This is a genomic window from Streptomyces sp. NPDC096323 (genome assembly GCF_040302845.1).
GTDB lineage: Bacteria > Actinomycetota > Actinomycetes > Streptomycetales > Streptomycetaceae > Streptomyces.
Map to the genome: position 1 here is coordinate 46,856 of NZ_JBEOSI010000002.1, position 13,589 is coordinate 60,444.

Consider the following 13,589-nt stretch of genomic DNA (forward strand, 5'->3'; position numbering starts at 1 on the left):
ACGGCGTCACGCGGCGGCGCAGGCGGCGCCGCTGAGGGTGAAGGCGGCCGGGGCCGCGTTCGTACCGCTCTGAGCGCCGGTGAAGCCGACGGTGACCGAGCCCTTCGCGGCGATCGTGGAGGTGTACGACGCGGGGGCGACGCTCACCGAGCGACCGGTCTGTGTGGGGGTTCCGCCCCACATGTTGGTGATGGTCTGGCCGTTGGCGAAGGCGAAGCCCAGCTTCCAGCCGTCGATGGCGGTGGTGCCGGTGTTGCGGATGGTGATCTCGCCCTGGAAGCCGCCGGGCCACTGGCCGACGATCCGGTAGCCGACGGAGCAGCTCCCGCCCGGGGCGCTGCCCTTGGCCGTGGTGATGCTCACCGTCGCCGAGCGTGCCGAGCGGTTCCCGGCGGCGTCGTGGGCGTACACGGCGAACGTGTACGCCGTGTCGGCGGTGAGGCCGGTGACGGAGACGCCGGGGGTGGCGGAGGAGGCGGCGGGCGTCTCCGTGCCGGCGCTGACGCGGACGACGTCGTAGCCCGTGACGGCAACGTTGTCGGACGACGCGGTCCAGGTCAGAGCCGCGGACGTGTCCGTCACCGCGGAGGCGGCCGGGGTGCCGGGCGCGGTCGGGGCCTGGGTGTCCTCCGATGTGCCGCCGCCGTAGACGGTGGCCTCGTGGGAGGTCTGGGCGATGCCGTTGGCGCCGTGGAAGATGCGCTCACCCCAGGGGCTGAGCTTGGTGGGGTCGAAGCCGATCGTCAGGTCGAGGATCGGGTCGGTGTTGCCGCTCCAGGACCAGGCGATGTAGCCGAGTTTCAGCTGCTCGGCGGTGGCCATCATGGTGTCCTCGTCCGGGTCGCCGTACTGGTCGGCCGGTCCTCCGAACTCCCCGATGAGCAGCGGCAGTCCGGCGTCCACGAAGGCGTGGAGGTAGTCGGTGACCTTCTGGGCGGTGTTGTAGACGCTGTACATGTGGATCGAGAAGATCAGGTTGCCGGTGGTGTCGGCGTCGTACACGGCCTGGGCGTTGTCCCGCATGACGCCCTGCCAGTCCTGACCCCAGTTGGGGGCGTCCACCATGATCGTGTGTGCGAACCCGGCGGCCCTCAGCTTCTGGATCGCGGCGGTCGTGGGCGCGGTCCAGCCGGCCGGGTTCGTGTTGCCCCAGGGCTCGTTGCCGATGTTGATGATGACGTAGTCCTCCTGGCCGGCGAGGACGTCCTTCAGGCTGATCCAGTAGTCGGCGGCGTGATCGAGCGTGCCGGCGGCGGAGTCCTCCCCGTATCCGGTGGTGTCGTGCACCTCGAGTACGCAGATGAGCCGGTTGGCCTTGCACGAGGCGATGACGGCGGCGACGTCGGCGGGGCTGTTCTTGCTCCAGCGGAAGCCGTCGGAGAGCACGACGCGGACGGTGTTGGCGCCCGTCGCCTTGATGTCGGCCAGCGACTGGGTCTGGCCGGGGTACCAGGTGTGGGCGTGGTTGACCCCGCGCATGACGAAGTCGTTGCCGTTGCCCTCGACGAGCCGGCCGTCGCTGATGTGCAGCCCGGTTCCGGCGGCGGTGGCGGCCTGCGCCGGGGCGAGGCCGCCGAGGGCGAGGAGCCCGAGGAGGGTGACGAGGGCGGTCAGGAGGACGGTGACGGGACTCCTGCGCGCTGGGTTCTTCGCCGTGCTTCTTGCTGTTCTCACTGCGGCTCCAGGGGGTGGCGGGGATCAAGAGCTGAGCATCGACAGACGTTCCATAGCTTGTGGGAGCGCTCCCACACTTGCGCGCTCCCATGAAAGCCATCCAGTCAGGAGCACGTCAAGACATCGGACGGATTCGGGTACAGCGACGGGTAAGTGAGTAGGCGTCAGGTACTGCCGCAGTCGGTGGACACCGGTGTGGGGCGGGGAAGCGGGTCCTGGGGTGGGTGACCCGGGGCCTCCTCTGCCGGGAGCTGACACCCGAGGACTTCGCGCTCAGGAGTCGACCGACAAGCGCTCACCGCCGCCGGGTGCGGGCCCTGCGGCGGTGAGCGCCTTCTCGCGGTTGCGCCCGCCTTCTTGCGGCTGCGCGGCGCCGTTCTCGCGGGTGGTCCGCGTCTTACAGACTGCGCGCGGTGATGTCGCCGTAGGAGGTGGTCGCGTGGATGTTCAGGGCGGCCTCGCCGTCGGCGTTCTTGAGCGTGTTGTGGATCCGGCCGTAGGCGGTGCCGGCGTCCAGCGAGGCGGAGGCGCCACGGGCGGCGCCGACCGAGATCGCGCCCTGCTCGGTGCGCAGCGTGACCGTGCCGCGCACGGCCTCGGTGATCCGGAGGTCGCCCTTCAGCGTGCTGATCTCGGCGGAGCCGCCCAGGCGGCCGACCGATACGTCGCCGGACTGCAGGGTGAGGTGCGCGCTGTCGGCCTCGTCGACCTTGACCGATCCCCGCGCGCTCTCGAAGGTGACGTCACCGAGCCGCCCGACGCCCCGGAGTTCGGCGTCGGCCGCCTTCGCCTCGACCGCGGAGCCGACGGGCAGTTGGACGGTCACCTCGACGGAACCGGAGCCGCCGAGGATCTGGTTCTTCGCCTCGGGGCCCGTGATCCGCAGCACGCCGTCGGCGAACACGACCTGGGTCTGCTCCGCCGCCTTCACGTCGCGGTTCTTGGAGGCGTTCGCGGGGCGGATGTCGACGGTGGTGTCGGCCCGGTCGGCGCCGATGAGCTGGATGCGGCCGGCGGCGATGTCGAGGACGGCGGTGACCTGGGCGGGGGTGTCGAACTTCTGCATGGCTTCTTTTCCTTCACTCGTTGTTTCCGATGAGAGAAAGCTACGTAGCGTTTCCGGATTCAGCAACGGTGTTCCCGCGCCAACCCGCCGTAAATGCAGGTCAGTAGTCCAATTTCATTGCAATGCCAGTGGGTTCTAATGCAACGGCGCCCCCGCAGTGCGTTGCAATGAGTCAACAATGAACGCTAAGCTCGGCGCGCCACGCACGCACACCACGCACACGCACACGCACCCACGAAAGGGACCGCGATGCCCGGAGGCAGACTCACCCAGCAGGAACGCCGGCAGATCGAGCTGGGACTGGCCGACGGGCTCGCCTACGCGGAGATCGCCCGACGCCTCGACCGCCCGACCTCGACGGTCACGCGCGAGGTGATGCGTAACGGCGGCCACGCGTACCGTGCCGACCTCGCCCACCGCGCCACCGAACACCGCGCCCACCGCCGCAAGCGCCCCGCGCCCGCGGATGCCCGTACGCCGCCCCCGCAGGCCCATGGACGCGATGCCGACGCCGTGCGCGCGTACGAGGACGTGTTCGCCACCGTCTTCATGCAGTCGGGACTGCCGAAGATGACCGCCCGTGTGCTGGCCGCCCTCTACATGACCGACAGAGGGACCCTCACCGCGGCCGAACTCGCCGAGCGCCTGGGGATCAGCACGGCGTCCGTCTCCAAGGCGATCGCTTTCCTCGAAAGCCAGGGCCTCGTCCGCCGGGAACGCGACGAAGGGCGCCGCGAGCGCTACGTCGTCGACGACGACGTCCTCTACCAGTCGACGATGGCCAGCGCCCGCGCCACCGCTCACCTCGGCGAGGTCGCCCGCCAGGGCGTGGGCGTCCTCGGCCAGGGCACACCGGCCGCGGCCCGCCTGGAGAACATCGCGCGCTTCATAGACTTCGTCTCCGAGAGCATCGCCCGAGCCGCAGACCAGGCCCGCGAGATCCTCCACGCGAAACCGGAATCGCCCGCGCCCTGACGGGAGGAGGTGCCTCAGATGCGGACCTCGGGCGGGAAGGCGTCCCGGCGGAGTTCCGCGGGCAGATGCCCGGTGTCGTTGTAGAGCAGTACGGAGGCGGGCCGGCCCGGCTCGTACCGGATGACGGTCAGCGCGGCGTTCGCGTGGTTGAGCCCGATCCAGCGCCACTCCGGCGCGTCGAGGGCGGCTCGCAGGAGCCAGCCGACGAGGAAGTTGTGCGTCACGAGCAGTTCGTGCCGGGGCTCGTCACCGTCCACCGGCCCCGTGAACCGGACGAGAGCCGCCCGGGCCAGCCCCGGCCCCTGTTCGCGCTCCTCGACCGGAAACTCGGCCAGCCTCGCGAGCGTGGCGTCGGCCGACTCGGGCGGCAGCTCGTGTCGTGGCGGCAGGTACGGGAGGTAGTCACCGGCCTCTTCGGACACGTGCAGGGGTACGTCACCGAGCTGCTCGCGGATCAGCTGAGCGGTCTGCTCCGCCCGGGGCAGCGGACCGTGGTGGACGGCCGTGAGCGGGGCGCGCCGCAGACGCTCGCCCAGGAGTACGGCCTGCCGTCGGCCGGTGCCGGTCAGCTCGCTCTCGTCCGGTGACGCCTCTCCGTGGCGAGTCAGGTAGAGGTAGCGGGTGGCTGTTCCAGTCATGGAGGCGGGTCCTCTGTCGGGCGCGGTGATCTTGCCGGTGTCCGGACGGCCGGACGGAGGGAACCACGCGGCGCATGTCCGCGTGGTTCCCTCCGTACCTGGTCACGACGAAGGGGGAGTGGGAGTGGCAGCGACCGACGCGTGCGTCATTTTCGACATCGGCGGCGTACTGGAGCTCACCCCGCCGACGGGGTGGGTACGGACGTGGGAAGAGCGACTGGGGCTCCCGCCGGGCACGGTGCACGAGCGGATGGGTGACGTATGGCAGGCCGGAAGCCTCGGGAGCATCGCCGAACGCGAGGTGTACGAGCAACTGGCAGCCCGCCTGCGCCTCGACCGGCCCCAGGTCGAAGCCTTCGTGGCCGACCTCTGGACGGAGTACCTCGGCACGCCCAATGAGGAGCTCATCGCCTACGCGCGAGGGCTCCGGGGAAAGTGCCGGCTGGGCATCCTGAGCAACAGCTTCGTCGGGGCCCGGGAGAGGGAGACGGCGCTGTACGGGTTCGACGAACTGGTCGAGGAGATCGTCTACTCGCACGAGATCGGCATCGAGAAGCCGGACCCGCGCGCGTTCGAGGCCGCCTGCGTCGCCCTGGGGGTGGAACCGGAGCGCTGCCTCTTCATCGACGACTTCGCGGTCAACGTGGGGGCAGCCGAGGCGGCGGGCATGCAGGGCCACCTGTTCGAGGACAATGCCCGGACGATCGCGCGCATTGCGTCCCACGTAGACGGGGCGCGAGGGGTCGCGGCGGAGCTCTGAGTACCGCTGCTCCGCGGCCCGTCCGGTGGCGGCGCGATCCGCACCGGCCGCGAGGCAGGGGGGCAGCGCCCTGCCGCCTCCGCGCCGAGGCCGATACCGCAGGCTGGGATCAACTTTCCCGGACGCGGCCCGAATCCTTTCGGCCGACCCGCGCCTCCTATACACGTGCCGGTGAACGCCGGGACGGGACACAGGAGGACATCGTGATCGTAGGTATCGCCATCGCCGCCGGAGCCGTACTGCTCTGCATATGCAGTTACGTCGTCCTGCGCAGGCGAAAGCAAGCCCGTGGCTGACTCGTCCTGGCCGGGTGAACAGCTGATCGGCGCCGCCCGGGGCGGCGACGTCGATGCGATCACCGCGCTGGTGTCGGGCTCGCACCCGAACGTGCGGCGCTTCGCCCGCTCGCTCTGCGCCACTCCGGAGGATGCCGAGGACGCCGCCCAGGAAGCCCTGATCATCCTCTATCGCAAGATCGGGATGCTCCGGGCATCCGGCGCACTGGCCTCGTGGATGTTCCGGATCGTCCGCAACGAGTGCCTGCGGCGCGCGCGGACGCTCCGGCCACCCGCGCCCCTGCCGGAGGTCGCCGTGCGCTCGGCCGAGGACGAGGTGCTGCAACGCATCGAGGCGAGCGAGGTGGCGGCAGCCATCGCCGCGCTGCCGGTCGAGCAGCGCAGCGTACTGATCATGCGCGACATCCAGGGCCACAGCGGACGCATGGTCGCCGACGCGCTCGGCCTCAGTACCGCCGCGATGAAATCCCGCCTGCACCGCGCGCGTACGGCGGTGCAGCAGTCCCTGCGCGCGCTCCCCGAACCCGAGTGTGGAGACACCGATGACGACAACACGAACCGACGGCCCTGACTTCGCGAGTGCGTCCCTTCCCCGGCACCTGCTGCGGGGTGTGGCCGGCTTCGGCGGACTGATCGGCTCGGTCGCGCTCATCCCGGTCACCGGACCGGTCAGCCTGCTGTTGCTGCCGGCCGGCCTCGTGGCACTGCGCGGCTGTCCGATGTGCTGGGCCGTCGGCCTGATGCAGACGATCTCGCGGGGCCGCCTGCAGCGGACCTGCGAGGACGGCCAGTGCAAACTGACTGTCGCGGACCGGCCGGCCGCACGGGTCTCGCCGTAGCGGCAGAGCGGGGCGCCTGTCCGGGCGGTCAGCCCGACGCCCGCTATGCGCTCAGGCGGGCGGCGATCTCCGCCGCCTTGTCGACGGCCAGCGGGTAGGGCGACCCGTACAGGATCTCGCCGGTGAGCACGGCGGGGCCGGTGACCGGGGGCGAACCGTGCTCGGCCGCGAGCCGGCTCGCAGCGGGGTTGGGGGCGCCGGGGCGGGCCCGGCCGGGCGCGATCTCGGAATGCCAGAGGGTCAGGGCGTCACTGATCTTGGTCGACCGTATGTGCTCGGACCCCAGAAGCCGGCTCACCTCCTGGACGAGGTCCATCCCGAAGAGGGAGGTCGGCACGTTCTTCACGTACCCGTCCTTCATGAGCAGCAGTCGGTGCGTTCCGGTGCTGCTTTCCTTGCGGCGGCTGAAGAGTCCCATCCGGCGAACCTAGTGGGATGCGCACGCCGTGTGGAGGGTGCGGAGCCGGTTGCTGCGTACGGATACGGGCCGACGGGCACGCGATACGGACGCCCGGGTCTCCCGTGGAGGACCGTGGGGGATCCAGCCTCAGTCACACATGTGCTTGGGGCCCTTCGCCCCCGGTCGGGCCCGGAAGTGGACCTCGTGCCCGGCATCGTCGGTGAATACGGCTTCCGCCCCCGACGTCACGGTCATGGTGCCGTGCTGGGTGGGGTTGCCCCACCCCTCGGGCGGATTTCCCGAACCGTCGGAGAGCGGGGTGCGGGCCTCGAAGTACGTCCCGCCGACCAGGGCCTCGTCGATTCCGCAATGGGTCAGGAGCTCGAAGGGGATCGTCCGGACCCCCGGGGCCCCCTGCGCGGACGGGGTCGCCCGCGCGGTCGGCGTCCCTTGTGCGGAGGGGGTCGCCCGCGCGGCCGGGCCGGCTTCCTCCGTCGTGCCGCAGCCGGTGAGTGCGCCGGCGGCCAACAAGGCGACGACGTACCTGAGTCTGTGAGTCATGGCCCTTCGACGCCCGGGCCGGGCCGGCGGTTCCCCTCCGGGTGGGGAGCCATGGGCCGGCGCGGCAGGCGACGGAACCGGGCGGCGGCGCGATGACACCTGCCGGACGGGCCACTCCCTTCGGTGACCCGTCACCGGGTGCGCTCAGGCGGGGAGTTCGACGACGCCGAGAGCGAAGTCCAGGTTCCCCACCCCCTGGTTGGCGAGGCCCACCGTGACCAGGCCCGCTCCCTCCAGCCAGTGCGCCATCTTCAGGCCGCCGACGTCCAGCGGGCGCAGCCCGAGGCTTTCGATGAACGCCTCCACGCGCGCCTTGGCCTGCGCGTCGTCGCCGGCGAGGAAGACATCGGGCCGGCCCTTCTCCAGCACGTGGCGGAAGACGGTGTTGAACGCCTTCACCACGCCGGCGCTTGCCGGGGCCGCCTTGGCGACTTGCTGCGCGACCGACGTCTCGTCGTCGTGGGCCAGCCCGTCGAACGTGGAGTTGAAGGGATTGCTGATGTCGACGATGACCTTGCCGGCGAGAGCGTCCCCGTACTGGGTGATGGCCGGTACGACACCGGCGTACAGCAGGGCCACGATCACGATGTCCCCGGCCGGGGCGGTGCCCCATTCTCCCGTCGTGGTGCCGCCGCCGAGGGTCTTGGCCAGGTCGGCGGCCTTGGACTGGTCGCGGCCCATGATCTCGACCGTGTTGCCGCCCGTCAGTGCCCGCGCGCCGATGGTGCGGGCCATGTTGCCGGTGCCGATGATGCTGATGCTGCTCATGAGATGTCCTCTCCTGGTCGTTGCGGGTTGTCGGGATCAGAGGGCGGTGGTGCCGCCGTCGGCGACGAGTTCCATCCCGTTGACGTAGCTGGAGTCGTCGGAGGCGAGGAAGAGGGCGGCGGAGGCGATTTCGTCGGGGTGGCCCATCCGGCCGCGGGGGATGAGGGACTCGAACTGGCGCCGGGTGGCGTCGTCGAAGAGTTCCGCCTGCTTGGCGGTGGCGACCTGGCCGGGGGTCAGGACGTTGACGCGGATCCGGCGGTCCTTGAGCTCGTTGAGCCAGACGCGGGCCCATGCCTGCTGGACGGCCTTGCTGCCGGCGTAGACGCTCCAGCCGGGGAAGGCGCCGAGGGAGGCGTTCGAGCCGGTCATGAGGATGGAGCCGCCGTCGTTGAAGAGCGGAAGGGCCTTCTGGACGGTGAACAGGGTGCCGCGGGCGTTGAGCCCGAACCACGTGTCGAACTGGGCCTCGGTGATCTCGCCGAGCGGGGCGGGCTCGCCGCCGCCCGCGCTGGCCCACAGCACGTCGATGCTTCCCTTCTCCCGCTTGACGACGTCGTACAGGCGGTCCAGGTCGGCCAGGTCGGCGGCGTCGCCCTGGACGCCGGTGACGTTGCGGCCGATCTGCCGCACGGCCTCGTCCAGGGCTTCCTGGCGGCGGCCGGTGATGAAGACGTGCGCTCCCTCATCGACGAACAGCTTCGCACCGGCCAGTGCCATGCCGTCGGTGCCGCCGGTGATGACCGCGACCTTGCCGTCGAGCTTTCCCATAGTCGTCCCCTTGAGCCGGTGGTGCCGTGTGCACCTGGAGCGACGGTGTTAAGTACACCGCCCTGTGTGCTTACGGTAGTGACTAGAGGGCTGGGGCGCAACTAAGTACACCGGTCGTTACCGAGCTGCGGTACGATGAACCCATGACGGAGTTGGAGAAGGGCCCCACGGGCAGCCGCCGCGGCCGGGGCGCTCGCGAGCGCATCCTCGGCGCGTCCCAGGAGCTGTTCCGCGAGCAGGGCATCAGCCGTACTGGCATGGACCAGCTGTGCGCGGCGGCCCAGGTGTCCAAGCGCACGGCGTACCAGCACTTCGGCGGCAAGGACGAGCTCGTCGCCGAGTACCTGCGCCGGTTCGACCCGTCCGTTCTGTCCGGCGTGTTCGACCGCACCGACCTCACGCCCCGCGAACGGCTCCTCGCGGCCTTCGACGTCCCTCCCACCACCCCCCTGTGCCCCTACATCGCCACCGCCGTGGAGCTCCACGACCCCCAGCACCCCGCGTCCCAGTACGCGCGCGACTACAAGAAGGCCGTCGCCGCGCGGCTCGCCGACACCGCCCGAGAAGCCGGCGCCGCCGACCCCGAAACGCTCGGCGAGCAGCTCGCGCTGCTCATCGACGGCGCCGCGGCCCGCACCCGGGTCATCGACGCCGACGCCTTCCCCACCGCCGCCGCCATCGCCGCCGTCCTCATCGACAACGCGATCCCGGCCTCGGCCGGTGATGACCGGCGACAGGCGCAGGCGTCGAGTTGACCTGACACTCGCTCGCTTCGGACAGGCGGAGACCGGAAGTTGGGATCGATGTGGGCGCTATGGAGGCGGCCAAGGGGGTCCGTAAGCGCCCACATCGATCTCAAATCCGCCGGGTTGCGGGAAGGAGCCGGGGCCACGCGGCCGGCCTGACTGTTCCCGCGCTACTGGTCCTGGTGGTACCGGGGTCAGGGCAGAATCACGCCCCTCCTCGGGGCGCAGCGGCGACAACCTGCCGTTCGCCGCACGGCGGACGGGCTGGCCGCGACCACCAACGGGCGGATGCGACCGGCCACGCCGAGCAGCCGGTCGCTAACCTCGGCCCCCATGAACCAGCGACGGCGCAAGAAGCTCACCCGGCGTCTCTTCGAAGCCCTCGCCGGGAGTGACGCCGCCGCCGTCAAGTCCGTTCTGCGCGCTGGAGCGGACCCGGAGCGGGCGGACAGGGAGGGCACCACCCCGCTGTACGAGGCATCCGTGAGAGGGATGACGGACATCGTCCGCCTGCTTCTGGCGGCCGGGGCCGCGCCGAACGCCGAGAGCAGCGGGCTCGGCGCCGAAGGCACGCCCTTGTGCGCGGCCGCGTCCTGGGGGCACACCGAAACGGTGCGCGAACTGCTGGCCCACGGCGCCGATCCGAACCTTCGCGAGGACCACGGCACGGGCTGGTCCCCTCTGAAGTGGGCGACCCGTCACCCCCATCCCGAAACGGTCGATCTCCTCATCGCAGCCGGAGTCGCCCCTGAGGAAACTCCGTAGCACCGCTGTTCGCCGTCCGGGTTCCAGCCAGCGCGACGGATCTCCCCACAAACCATTGCGGCGGGACTCCGCCCACCGGCCTACGCGCCCGCCGGAACCCGGACGAAGCCCTCGGCCCACTCGTCCTCGTCGAGCTCATAGGCATCGGAGAAGAAGCACTCCGGTTCGGCGAAACTTGGTGGTCAAGCGCCGTGCCGCGAGGCGCAGTTGACCCGCGTGCTGCGTACGGGCGCGCGCTCCGGGCGATCCGTTCCGTGACCGAATCGGTCGTCATTCGTGCTCCCCGCCACCGCCACACCCGTACAGGGTGGTGCAGGGGGTTTCATGCGCAGACTGTTCGGTCTTCTGCTACTGCTTCCGTTGCTTGCCGGTTGCTTCGCGCCCGGACCGCCACGCATTGAGCCGTACAAGGACGTCGAGGGCGCCTTTCGTGTGCCGCTGCCCGTGCCGACGGATGCCTCGGGCGGCTGGGCGCTGGCCGACCGCCGGCTGGGGGTCATCGGGCAGGGCCGCGTGGCAGCGAGGATCGACGAGAACGGGGAGGTGCTCTGGCGTACGAGGCTGCCGGCCAGGTTCGCACTGACCGAGCGGCCGGGGCAGGCGCACTCCGTCGCCAACCCGTCGGCGGGCCCGCTCACCCTTATCGGCGCGGCCCCGCCCGGCCGGTTTCCGTTGCTCGCGACACTCGATCCCTGGACCGGACGCTTCGCGGAGCTCGCCTACCCTCCGGTCCGCAGCCCTGGGGAACTGCGGCTCGTCACGGTCACGTCGACGTCGGGAACGCGTCTGGCGGTGGCCGCCACGTGCCTGCCCGCATCCTCCTGCACGGTGACAGCCTGGGACGCTGTCACCGGCCAGGTCCGGTGGAAGCACCGGACCCGCGGCCCGGCCGTCTTCGCCCCTCCTTGCGGCCAGGACGGGGCGACAGGGAAAGGCACGACCCAGTACTCGCGGAGATGCGATCCACTGGTCTTCGTCGCCGACGGCCGTCTCGTGACTCTCCAGGACGGTGATGACCAGCTCCAGTCAAGGCCCGTCGCGTTGCCCCAGGGTGACATCGCGCAGGTGATCCCCAGCCTCTACCGCATCCTCGTGGTGACGGCCCCGCACGGACCCGGCTGCCGCGCGCACGTGGCGGCGTACGGCCTCACGGCCGAGACGACGACCGCCCCGGCCTGGCAACGCAACTTCACCTGGGACCAGCCCCAGGCGGCCGTCCGCGAAGGCTGCCGCTGGGATCCGTCGATCCCGCTGTTCGTGGGCTCTCACCTGACCCTGCCGGAGGCGGCGGGAGCCCTGGTCGGCGACGATTACGACGGCACGTACTTCCTGCGTCTGAAGCCCGGCGAGTACCCCGTCGCCTATGGCATCGGCGTACTCGCCTATCGCACGGACGGCAGTTACCGCGACCCGCAGCCTCCGTCGACCGTCCGACGCCTCCCCATGGAGTTCGACCCCGCCGCGCAGAACCTGGGGCAGGGCGTCTGGTATATCCCGGGGAAGGGCCGAAGGGGCGAGATCATCGCGATCGACGTCTACGGGAAGATCACCTGGAGACGCGCCACGAGCGGCCAGCCGTTCTTCGTCGGGTCCAACCGCCTTGTGTACCCGTACGGTTCGGACCTGGCCGCGATCCGCACAGCCGGCTGAGCCGCCCGTCCCGGGCGCGCGGGAGCGGTCCGTCCCGGGCGCACGTGAGCCGCCCGCCGTGGGGGCCCTGACGCCGCCCGCTCCAGGAGTCCTCCCTGTGCGCGACAGCTCACGGGAGCACGACGCGGTAGTGGGTGGTCAGCCGCCGTTCGTCGTCCAGGACGTGGAACGCGAGGCCGGGCGGCTGGTCCCGGTCCGCGGCCTGATCGCCCTCCCAGGGCATGCGCAGGGTCCAGGTGACGGCCGGTCCGACGATCAGCGGGCGTCCGGCGAAGGTCGAGGCGGCCGCGGTGTGGGCGTGGCCCGTGAGGACGGCGGCGACCCGCGGGTGCGCGTCGAGCAGGCCGGCCAGGTGCCCGGGCTCCTGGAGCATGCAGGCGTCGGGCAGGGGGTGGTGGAGCGCGACGGGCGGCTGGTGGAAGGCGATCAGGGCCGGGGTGTCCTGCGGCAGCCCGGTGAGGGTGGAGTCGATCCAGGCGAGCGTTTCGGTGTCGAGCCGCCCCTCGTCGCGGCCCGGGATGGTGGAGTCGCACATCAGGACGGCGGTGCCGGACACGTGGTGGACCTGGTTGACCGGGCCGTGTTCGGGCGCCACTCCGAGCAGGGCCTTGCGGTAGGCGGGCCGGGCGTCGTGGTTCCCGGGGCAGGTGAGGACGGGGAAGGGTGCGGCCAGGATCCGAGCCGCTTCCTCGTACTCGGCCTCCGCACCGTGATCGGCGATGTCCCCGGTGACGAGGAGCGCGTCCACCGGGTGCGGCAGGGCTCGCAGGTAGTCCATGACGCGGGTGGCGCGCCGGGTCGCCCTCTCGCTGCCGTCCAGGTGCAGGTCGCTGATCTGTGCAAGCAGCGTCATTCCGCGGTCTCCTTCAATGGCGTACTCGGCCGACACCCTCCGCCAGGGCGGGCAGGCAGGCTCTTCACCTTTCCCGCCCCATCCCGCCTCTAACGGAAGGTTTCGTTTTTCCGTTAGAGACCCTAGGGTGTGCGCAGGGATGTGATCAAGTGGTCGACGACCCGAACCGAGACGGAAGGGAATGTCCTGTGGAGCGCTGGCTGCCCTTGGAACTGGCGAGCACGGTTCGCCACGACGGCGACGGCGGCGTCGCCGATGACCTCGCCACGGTCCAGGGCGCGACGCACTGGATCCAGGCGCAGGCGGATCTGCTGGCCCCCCACGTCCCGGTCGCGGAACTCGCCGCGGACGAGGACCTCAGACTGCGCATCATCGAGCTCCGGCAGGTGGTCCGGGCCCTGTTCGCCCAGGCGGTCAGTCCCGCTCCGCCCAGCCCCGCGGACGCCCATCGCCTGATGCCCGCAGACCGGGCCGTGACCCGCCTCAACACGGTTGCCGCGCGCGAACCGGTGGCCCCTCAACTGGACTGGCCGGCCGGGGGAGCTCCCGGCACCCGACTGCTGTCCGCGGAGAACGACCCGTACGTACGGCTCCTCTCGGCCCTGGCCCGAGCCGCCATCGGCTTCCTCGGCGGCCCGCAGCGCGAGCAGCTGCGCTCCTGCACCGCGCCCCGTTGCGTGCGCTACTTCGTGAAGAGCCACGGACGCCAGGAGTGGTGCAAGCCGTCCTGCGGCAACCGCGCCCGGGCGGCTCGCCACTACAGGCGTCAGCGCGCGGTGGCCGAGGGCGGCTGAGGCCGGGGGACCGGATCCGACGGCCGTCGCGAC

General features: G+C 71.0%; 17 protein-coding genes. 9 read left to right on the top strand and 8 right to left on the bottom strand.

All coding sequences use genetic code 11. The features are described from left to right. Positions 1–6: 6 nt before the first annotated feature. Both ABTX18_RS04210 and ABTX18_RS04215 read right to left on the bottom strand, forming a co-directional pair. Complete coding sequence (locus ABTX18_RS04210) at positions 7–1,674, bottom strand: cellulase family glycosylhydrolase (protein ID WP_352121209.1); 1,668 nt, start codon at positions 1,672–1,674, stop codon at positions 7–9. A gap of 397 nt (positions 1,675–2,071) precedes the next feature. Next, the gene (locus tag ABTX18_RS04215) at positions 2,072–2,740 is read right to left on the bottom strand and encodes a DUF4097 family beta strand repeat-containing protein (protein WP_352121210.1); all 669 of its coding nucleotides are present in this window, start codon (positions 2,738–2,740) and stop codon (positions 2,072–2,074) included. 249 nt (positions 2,741–2,989) lie between these two features. On the opposite strand from ABTX18_RS04215, the gene ABTX18_RS35815 reads away from it, so the two are divergent. Next, positions 2,990–3,715, top strand: coding sequence for a GbsR/MarR family transcriptional regulator (locus ABTX18_RS35815; protein ID WP_503061091.1), 726 nt, complete (start codon positions 2,990–2,992; stop codon positions 3,713–3,715). A 14-nt stretch (positions 3,716–3,729) separates the two neighbouring features. Here the strand turns inward: ABTX18_RS35815 and ABTX18_RS04230 are convergent, their stop codons facing one another. Further along, positions 3,730–4,353: a histidine phosphatase family protein gene (locus ABTX18_RS04230; RefSeq protein WP_352121211.1), complete on the bottom strand. Its 624-nt coding sequence runs from the start codon at positions 4,351–4,353 to the stop codon at positions 3,730–3,732. A 124-nt stretch (positions 4,354–4,477) separates the two neighbouring features. On the opposite strand from ABTX18_RS04230, the gene ABTX18_RS04235 reads away from it, so the two are divergent. The 4 genes from ABTX18_RS04235 (at position 4,478) to ABTX18_RS04250 (ending at position 6,248) form a co-directional block, all read left to right on the top strand. Next, on the top strand, positions 4,478–5,113 hold the full coding sequence (locus ABTX18_RS04235) for an HAD family hydrolase (RefSeq protein ID WP_352121212.1): 636 nt from the start codon (positions 4,478–4,480) through the stop codon (positions 5,111–5,113). Between the two features lie 203 nt (positions 5,114–5,316). Next, positions 5,317–5,409 carry an LPXTG cell wall anchor domain-containing protein gene (locus tag ABTX18_RS04240; protein WP_352121213.1) on the top strand — a complete coding sequence of 31 codons (93 nt, stop codon included), beginning with the start codon at positions 5,317–5,319 and terminating at the stop codon, positions 5,407–5,409. Next, positions 5,402–5,980 carry an RNA polymerase sigma factor gene (locus ABTX18_RS04245; RefSeq protein WP_352121214.1) on the top strand — a complete coding sequence of 193 codons (579 nt, stop codon included), beginning with the start codon at positions 5,402–5,404 and terminating at the stop codon, positions 5,978–5,980. The genes ABTX18_RS04240 and ABTX18_RS04245 overlap by 8 nt, the downstream gene beginning before the upstream one ends. Continuing rightward, the gene (locus tag ABTX18_RS04250; RefSeq protein ID WP_352121215.1) at positions 5,952–6,248 is read left to right on the top strand and encodes a hypothetical protein; all 297 of its coding nucleotides are present in this window, start codon (positions 5,952–5,954) and stop codon (positions 6,246–6,248) included. Before ABTX18_RS04245 ends, ABTX18_RS04250 begins: the two co-directional genes overlap by 29 nt. A 43-nt stretch (positions 6,249–6,291) precedes the next feature. Here ABTX18_RS04250 and ABTX18_RS04255 read toward each other — a convergent pair whose 3' ends face one another. The 4 genes from ABTX18_RS04255 to ABTX18_RS04270 form a co-directional block, all read right to left on the bottom strand. Next, entirely contained in the window at positions 6,292–6,666 is a 375-nt protein-coding gene (locus ABTX18_RS04255; protein WP_352121216.1) for a hypothetical protein, read from the bottom strand. 129 nt (positions 6,667–6,795) lie between these two features. Then, the gene (locus tag ABTX18_RS04260; protein ID WP_352121217.1) at positions 6,796–7,209 is read right to left on the bottom strand and encodes a hypothetical protein; all 414 of its coding nucleotides are present in this window, start codon (positions 7,207–7,209) and stop codon (positions 6,796–6,798) included. A gap of 144 nt (positions 7,210–7,353) precedes the next feature. Next, positions 7,354–7,977, bottom strand: coding sequence for an NADPH-dependent F420 reductase (locus ABTX18_RS04265; protein ID WP_352121218.1), 624 nt, complete (start codon positions 7,975–7,977; stop codon positions 7,354–7,356). Between the two features lie 36 nt (positions 7,978–8,013). Further along, positions 8,014–8,748, bottom strand: a complete 735-nt coding sequence (locus ABTX18_RS04270; protein WP_352121219.1) for an SDR family NAD(P)-dependent oxidoreductase — start codon at positions 8,746–8,748, stop codon at positions 8,014–8,016. Positions 8,749–8,891: 143 nt separating this feature from the next. Here ABTX18_RS04270 and ABTX18_RS04275 point away from each other — a divergent pair, with 143 nt between their 5' ends. The 3 genes from ABTX18_RS04275 (at position 8,892) to ABTX18_RS04285 (ending at position 11,909) form a co-directional block, all read left to right on the top strand. Then, entirely contained in the window at positions 8,892–9,503 is a 612-nt protein-coding gene (locus ABTX18_RS04275) for a TetR/AcrR family transcriptional regulator (RefSeq protein WP_352121220.1), read from the top strand. 324 nt (positions 9,504–9,827) lie between these two features. Then, the gene (locus ABTX18_RS04280; protein ID WP_352121221.1) at positions 9,828–10,259 is read left to right on the top strand and encodes an ankyrin repeat domain-containing protein; all 432 of its coding nucleotides are present in this window, start codon (positions 9,828–9,830) and stop codon (positions 10,257–10,259) included. Positions 10,260–10,583: 324 nt separating this feature from the next. Next, positions 10,584–11,909, top strand: a complete 1,326-nt coding sequence (locus ABTX18_RS04285; protein ID WP_352121222.1) for a PQQ-binding-like beta-propeller repeat protein — start codon at positions 10,584–10,586, stop codon at positions 11,907–11,909. 109 nt (positions 11,910–12,018) lie between these two features. On the opposite strand, the gene ABTX18_RS04290 is transcribed toward ABTX18_RS04285, so the two are convergent. Next, positions 12,019–12,762 (bottom strand): metallophosphoesterase, encoded by a 744-nt coding sequence (locus ABTX18_RS04290; RefSeq protein ID WP_352121223.1) that lies wholly within the window; start codon positions 12,760–12,762, stop codon positions 12,019–12,021. Between the two features lie 188 nt (positions 12,763–12,950). Between ABTX18_RS04290 and ABTX18_RS04295 the strand changes: the two genes are divergently transcribed. Then, positions 12,951–13,556 carry a CGNR zinc finger domain-containing protein gene (locus tag ABTX18_RS04295; protein WP_352121224.1) on the top strand — a complete coding sequence of 202 codons (606 nt, stop codon included), beginning with the start codon at positions 12,951–12,953 and terminating at the stop codon, positions 13,554–13,556. The last annotated feature ends 33 nt before the right edge of the window (positions 13,557–13,589 follow it).

Bases quoted from the DNA above. Each gene is read 5' to 3' on its own strand.
- ABTX18_RS04230 (WP_352121211.1), bottom strand. From the start codon at position 4,353: ATGACTGGAACAGCCACCCGCTACCTCTACCTGACTCGCCACGGAGAG.
- ABTX18_RS04250 (WP_352121215.1), top strand. From the start codon at position 5,952: ATGACGACAACACGAACCGACGGCCCTGACTTCGCGAGTGCGTCCCTT.
- ABTX18_RS04290 (WP_352121223.1), bottom strand. From the start codon at position 12,762: ATGACGCTGCTTGCACAGATCAGCGACCTGCACCTGGACGGCAGCGAG.
- ABTX18_RS04265 (WP_352121218.1), bottom strand. From the start codon at position 7,977: ATGAGCAGCATCAGCATCATCGGCACCGGCAACATGGCCCGCACCATC.
- ABTX18_RS04285 (WP_352121222.1), top strand. From the start codon at position 10,584: ATGCGCAGACTGTTCGGTCTTCTGCTACTGCTTCCGTTGCTTGCCGGT.
- ABTX18_RS04275 (WP_352121220.1), top strand. From the start codon at position 8,892: ATGACGGAGTTGGAGAAGGGCCCCACGGGCAGCCGCCGCGGCCGGGGC.
- ABTX18_RS35815 (WP_503061091.1), top strand. From the start codon at position 2,990: ATGCCCGGAGGCAGACTCACCCAGCAGGAACGCCGGCAGATCGAGCTG.
- ABTX18_RS04280 (WP_352121221.1), top strand. From the start codon at position 9,828: ATGAACCAGCGACGGCGCAAGAAGCTCACCCGGCGTCTCTTCGAAGCC.
- ABTX18_RS04270 (WP_352121219.1), bottom strand. From the start codon at position 8,748: ATGGGAAAGCTCGACGGCAAGGTCGCGGTCATCACCGGCGGCACCGAC.
- ABTX18_RS04255 (WP_352121216.1), bottom strand. From the start codon at position 6,666: ATGGGACTCTTCAGCCGCCGCAAGGAAAGCAGCACCGGAACGCACCGA.
- ABTX18_RS04260 (WP_352121217.1), bottom strand. From the start codon at position 7,209: ATGACTCACAGACTCAGGTACGTCGTCGCCTTGTTGGCCGCCGGCGCA.
- ABTX18_RS04215 (WP_352121210.1), bottom strand. From the start codon at position 2,740: ATGCAGAAGTTCGACACCCCCGCCCAGGTCACCGCCGTCCTCGACATC.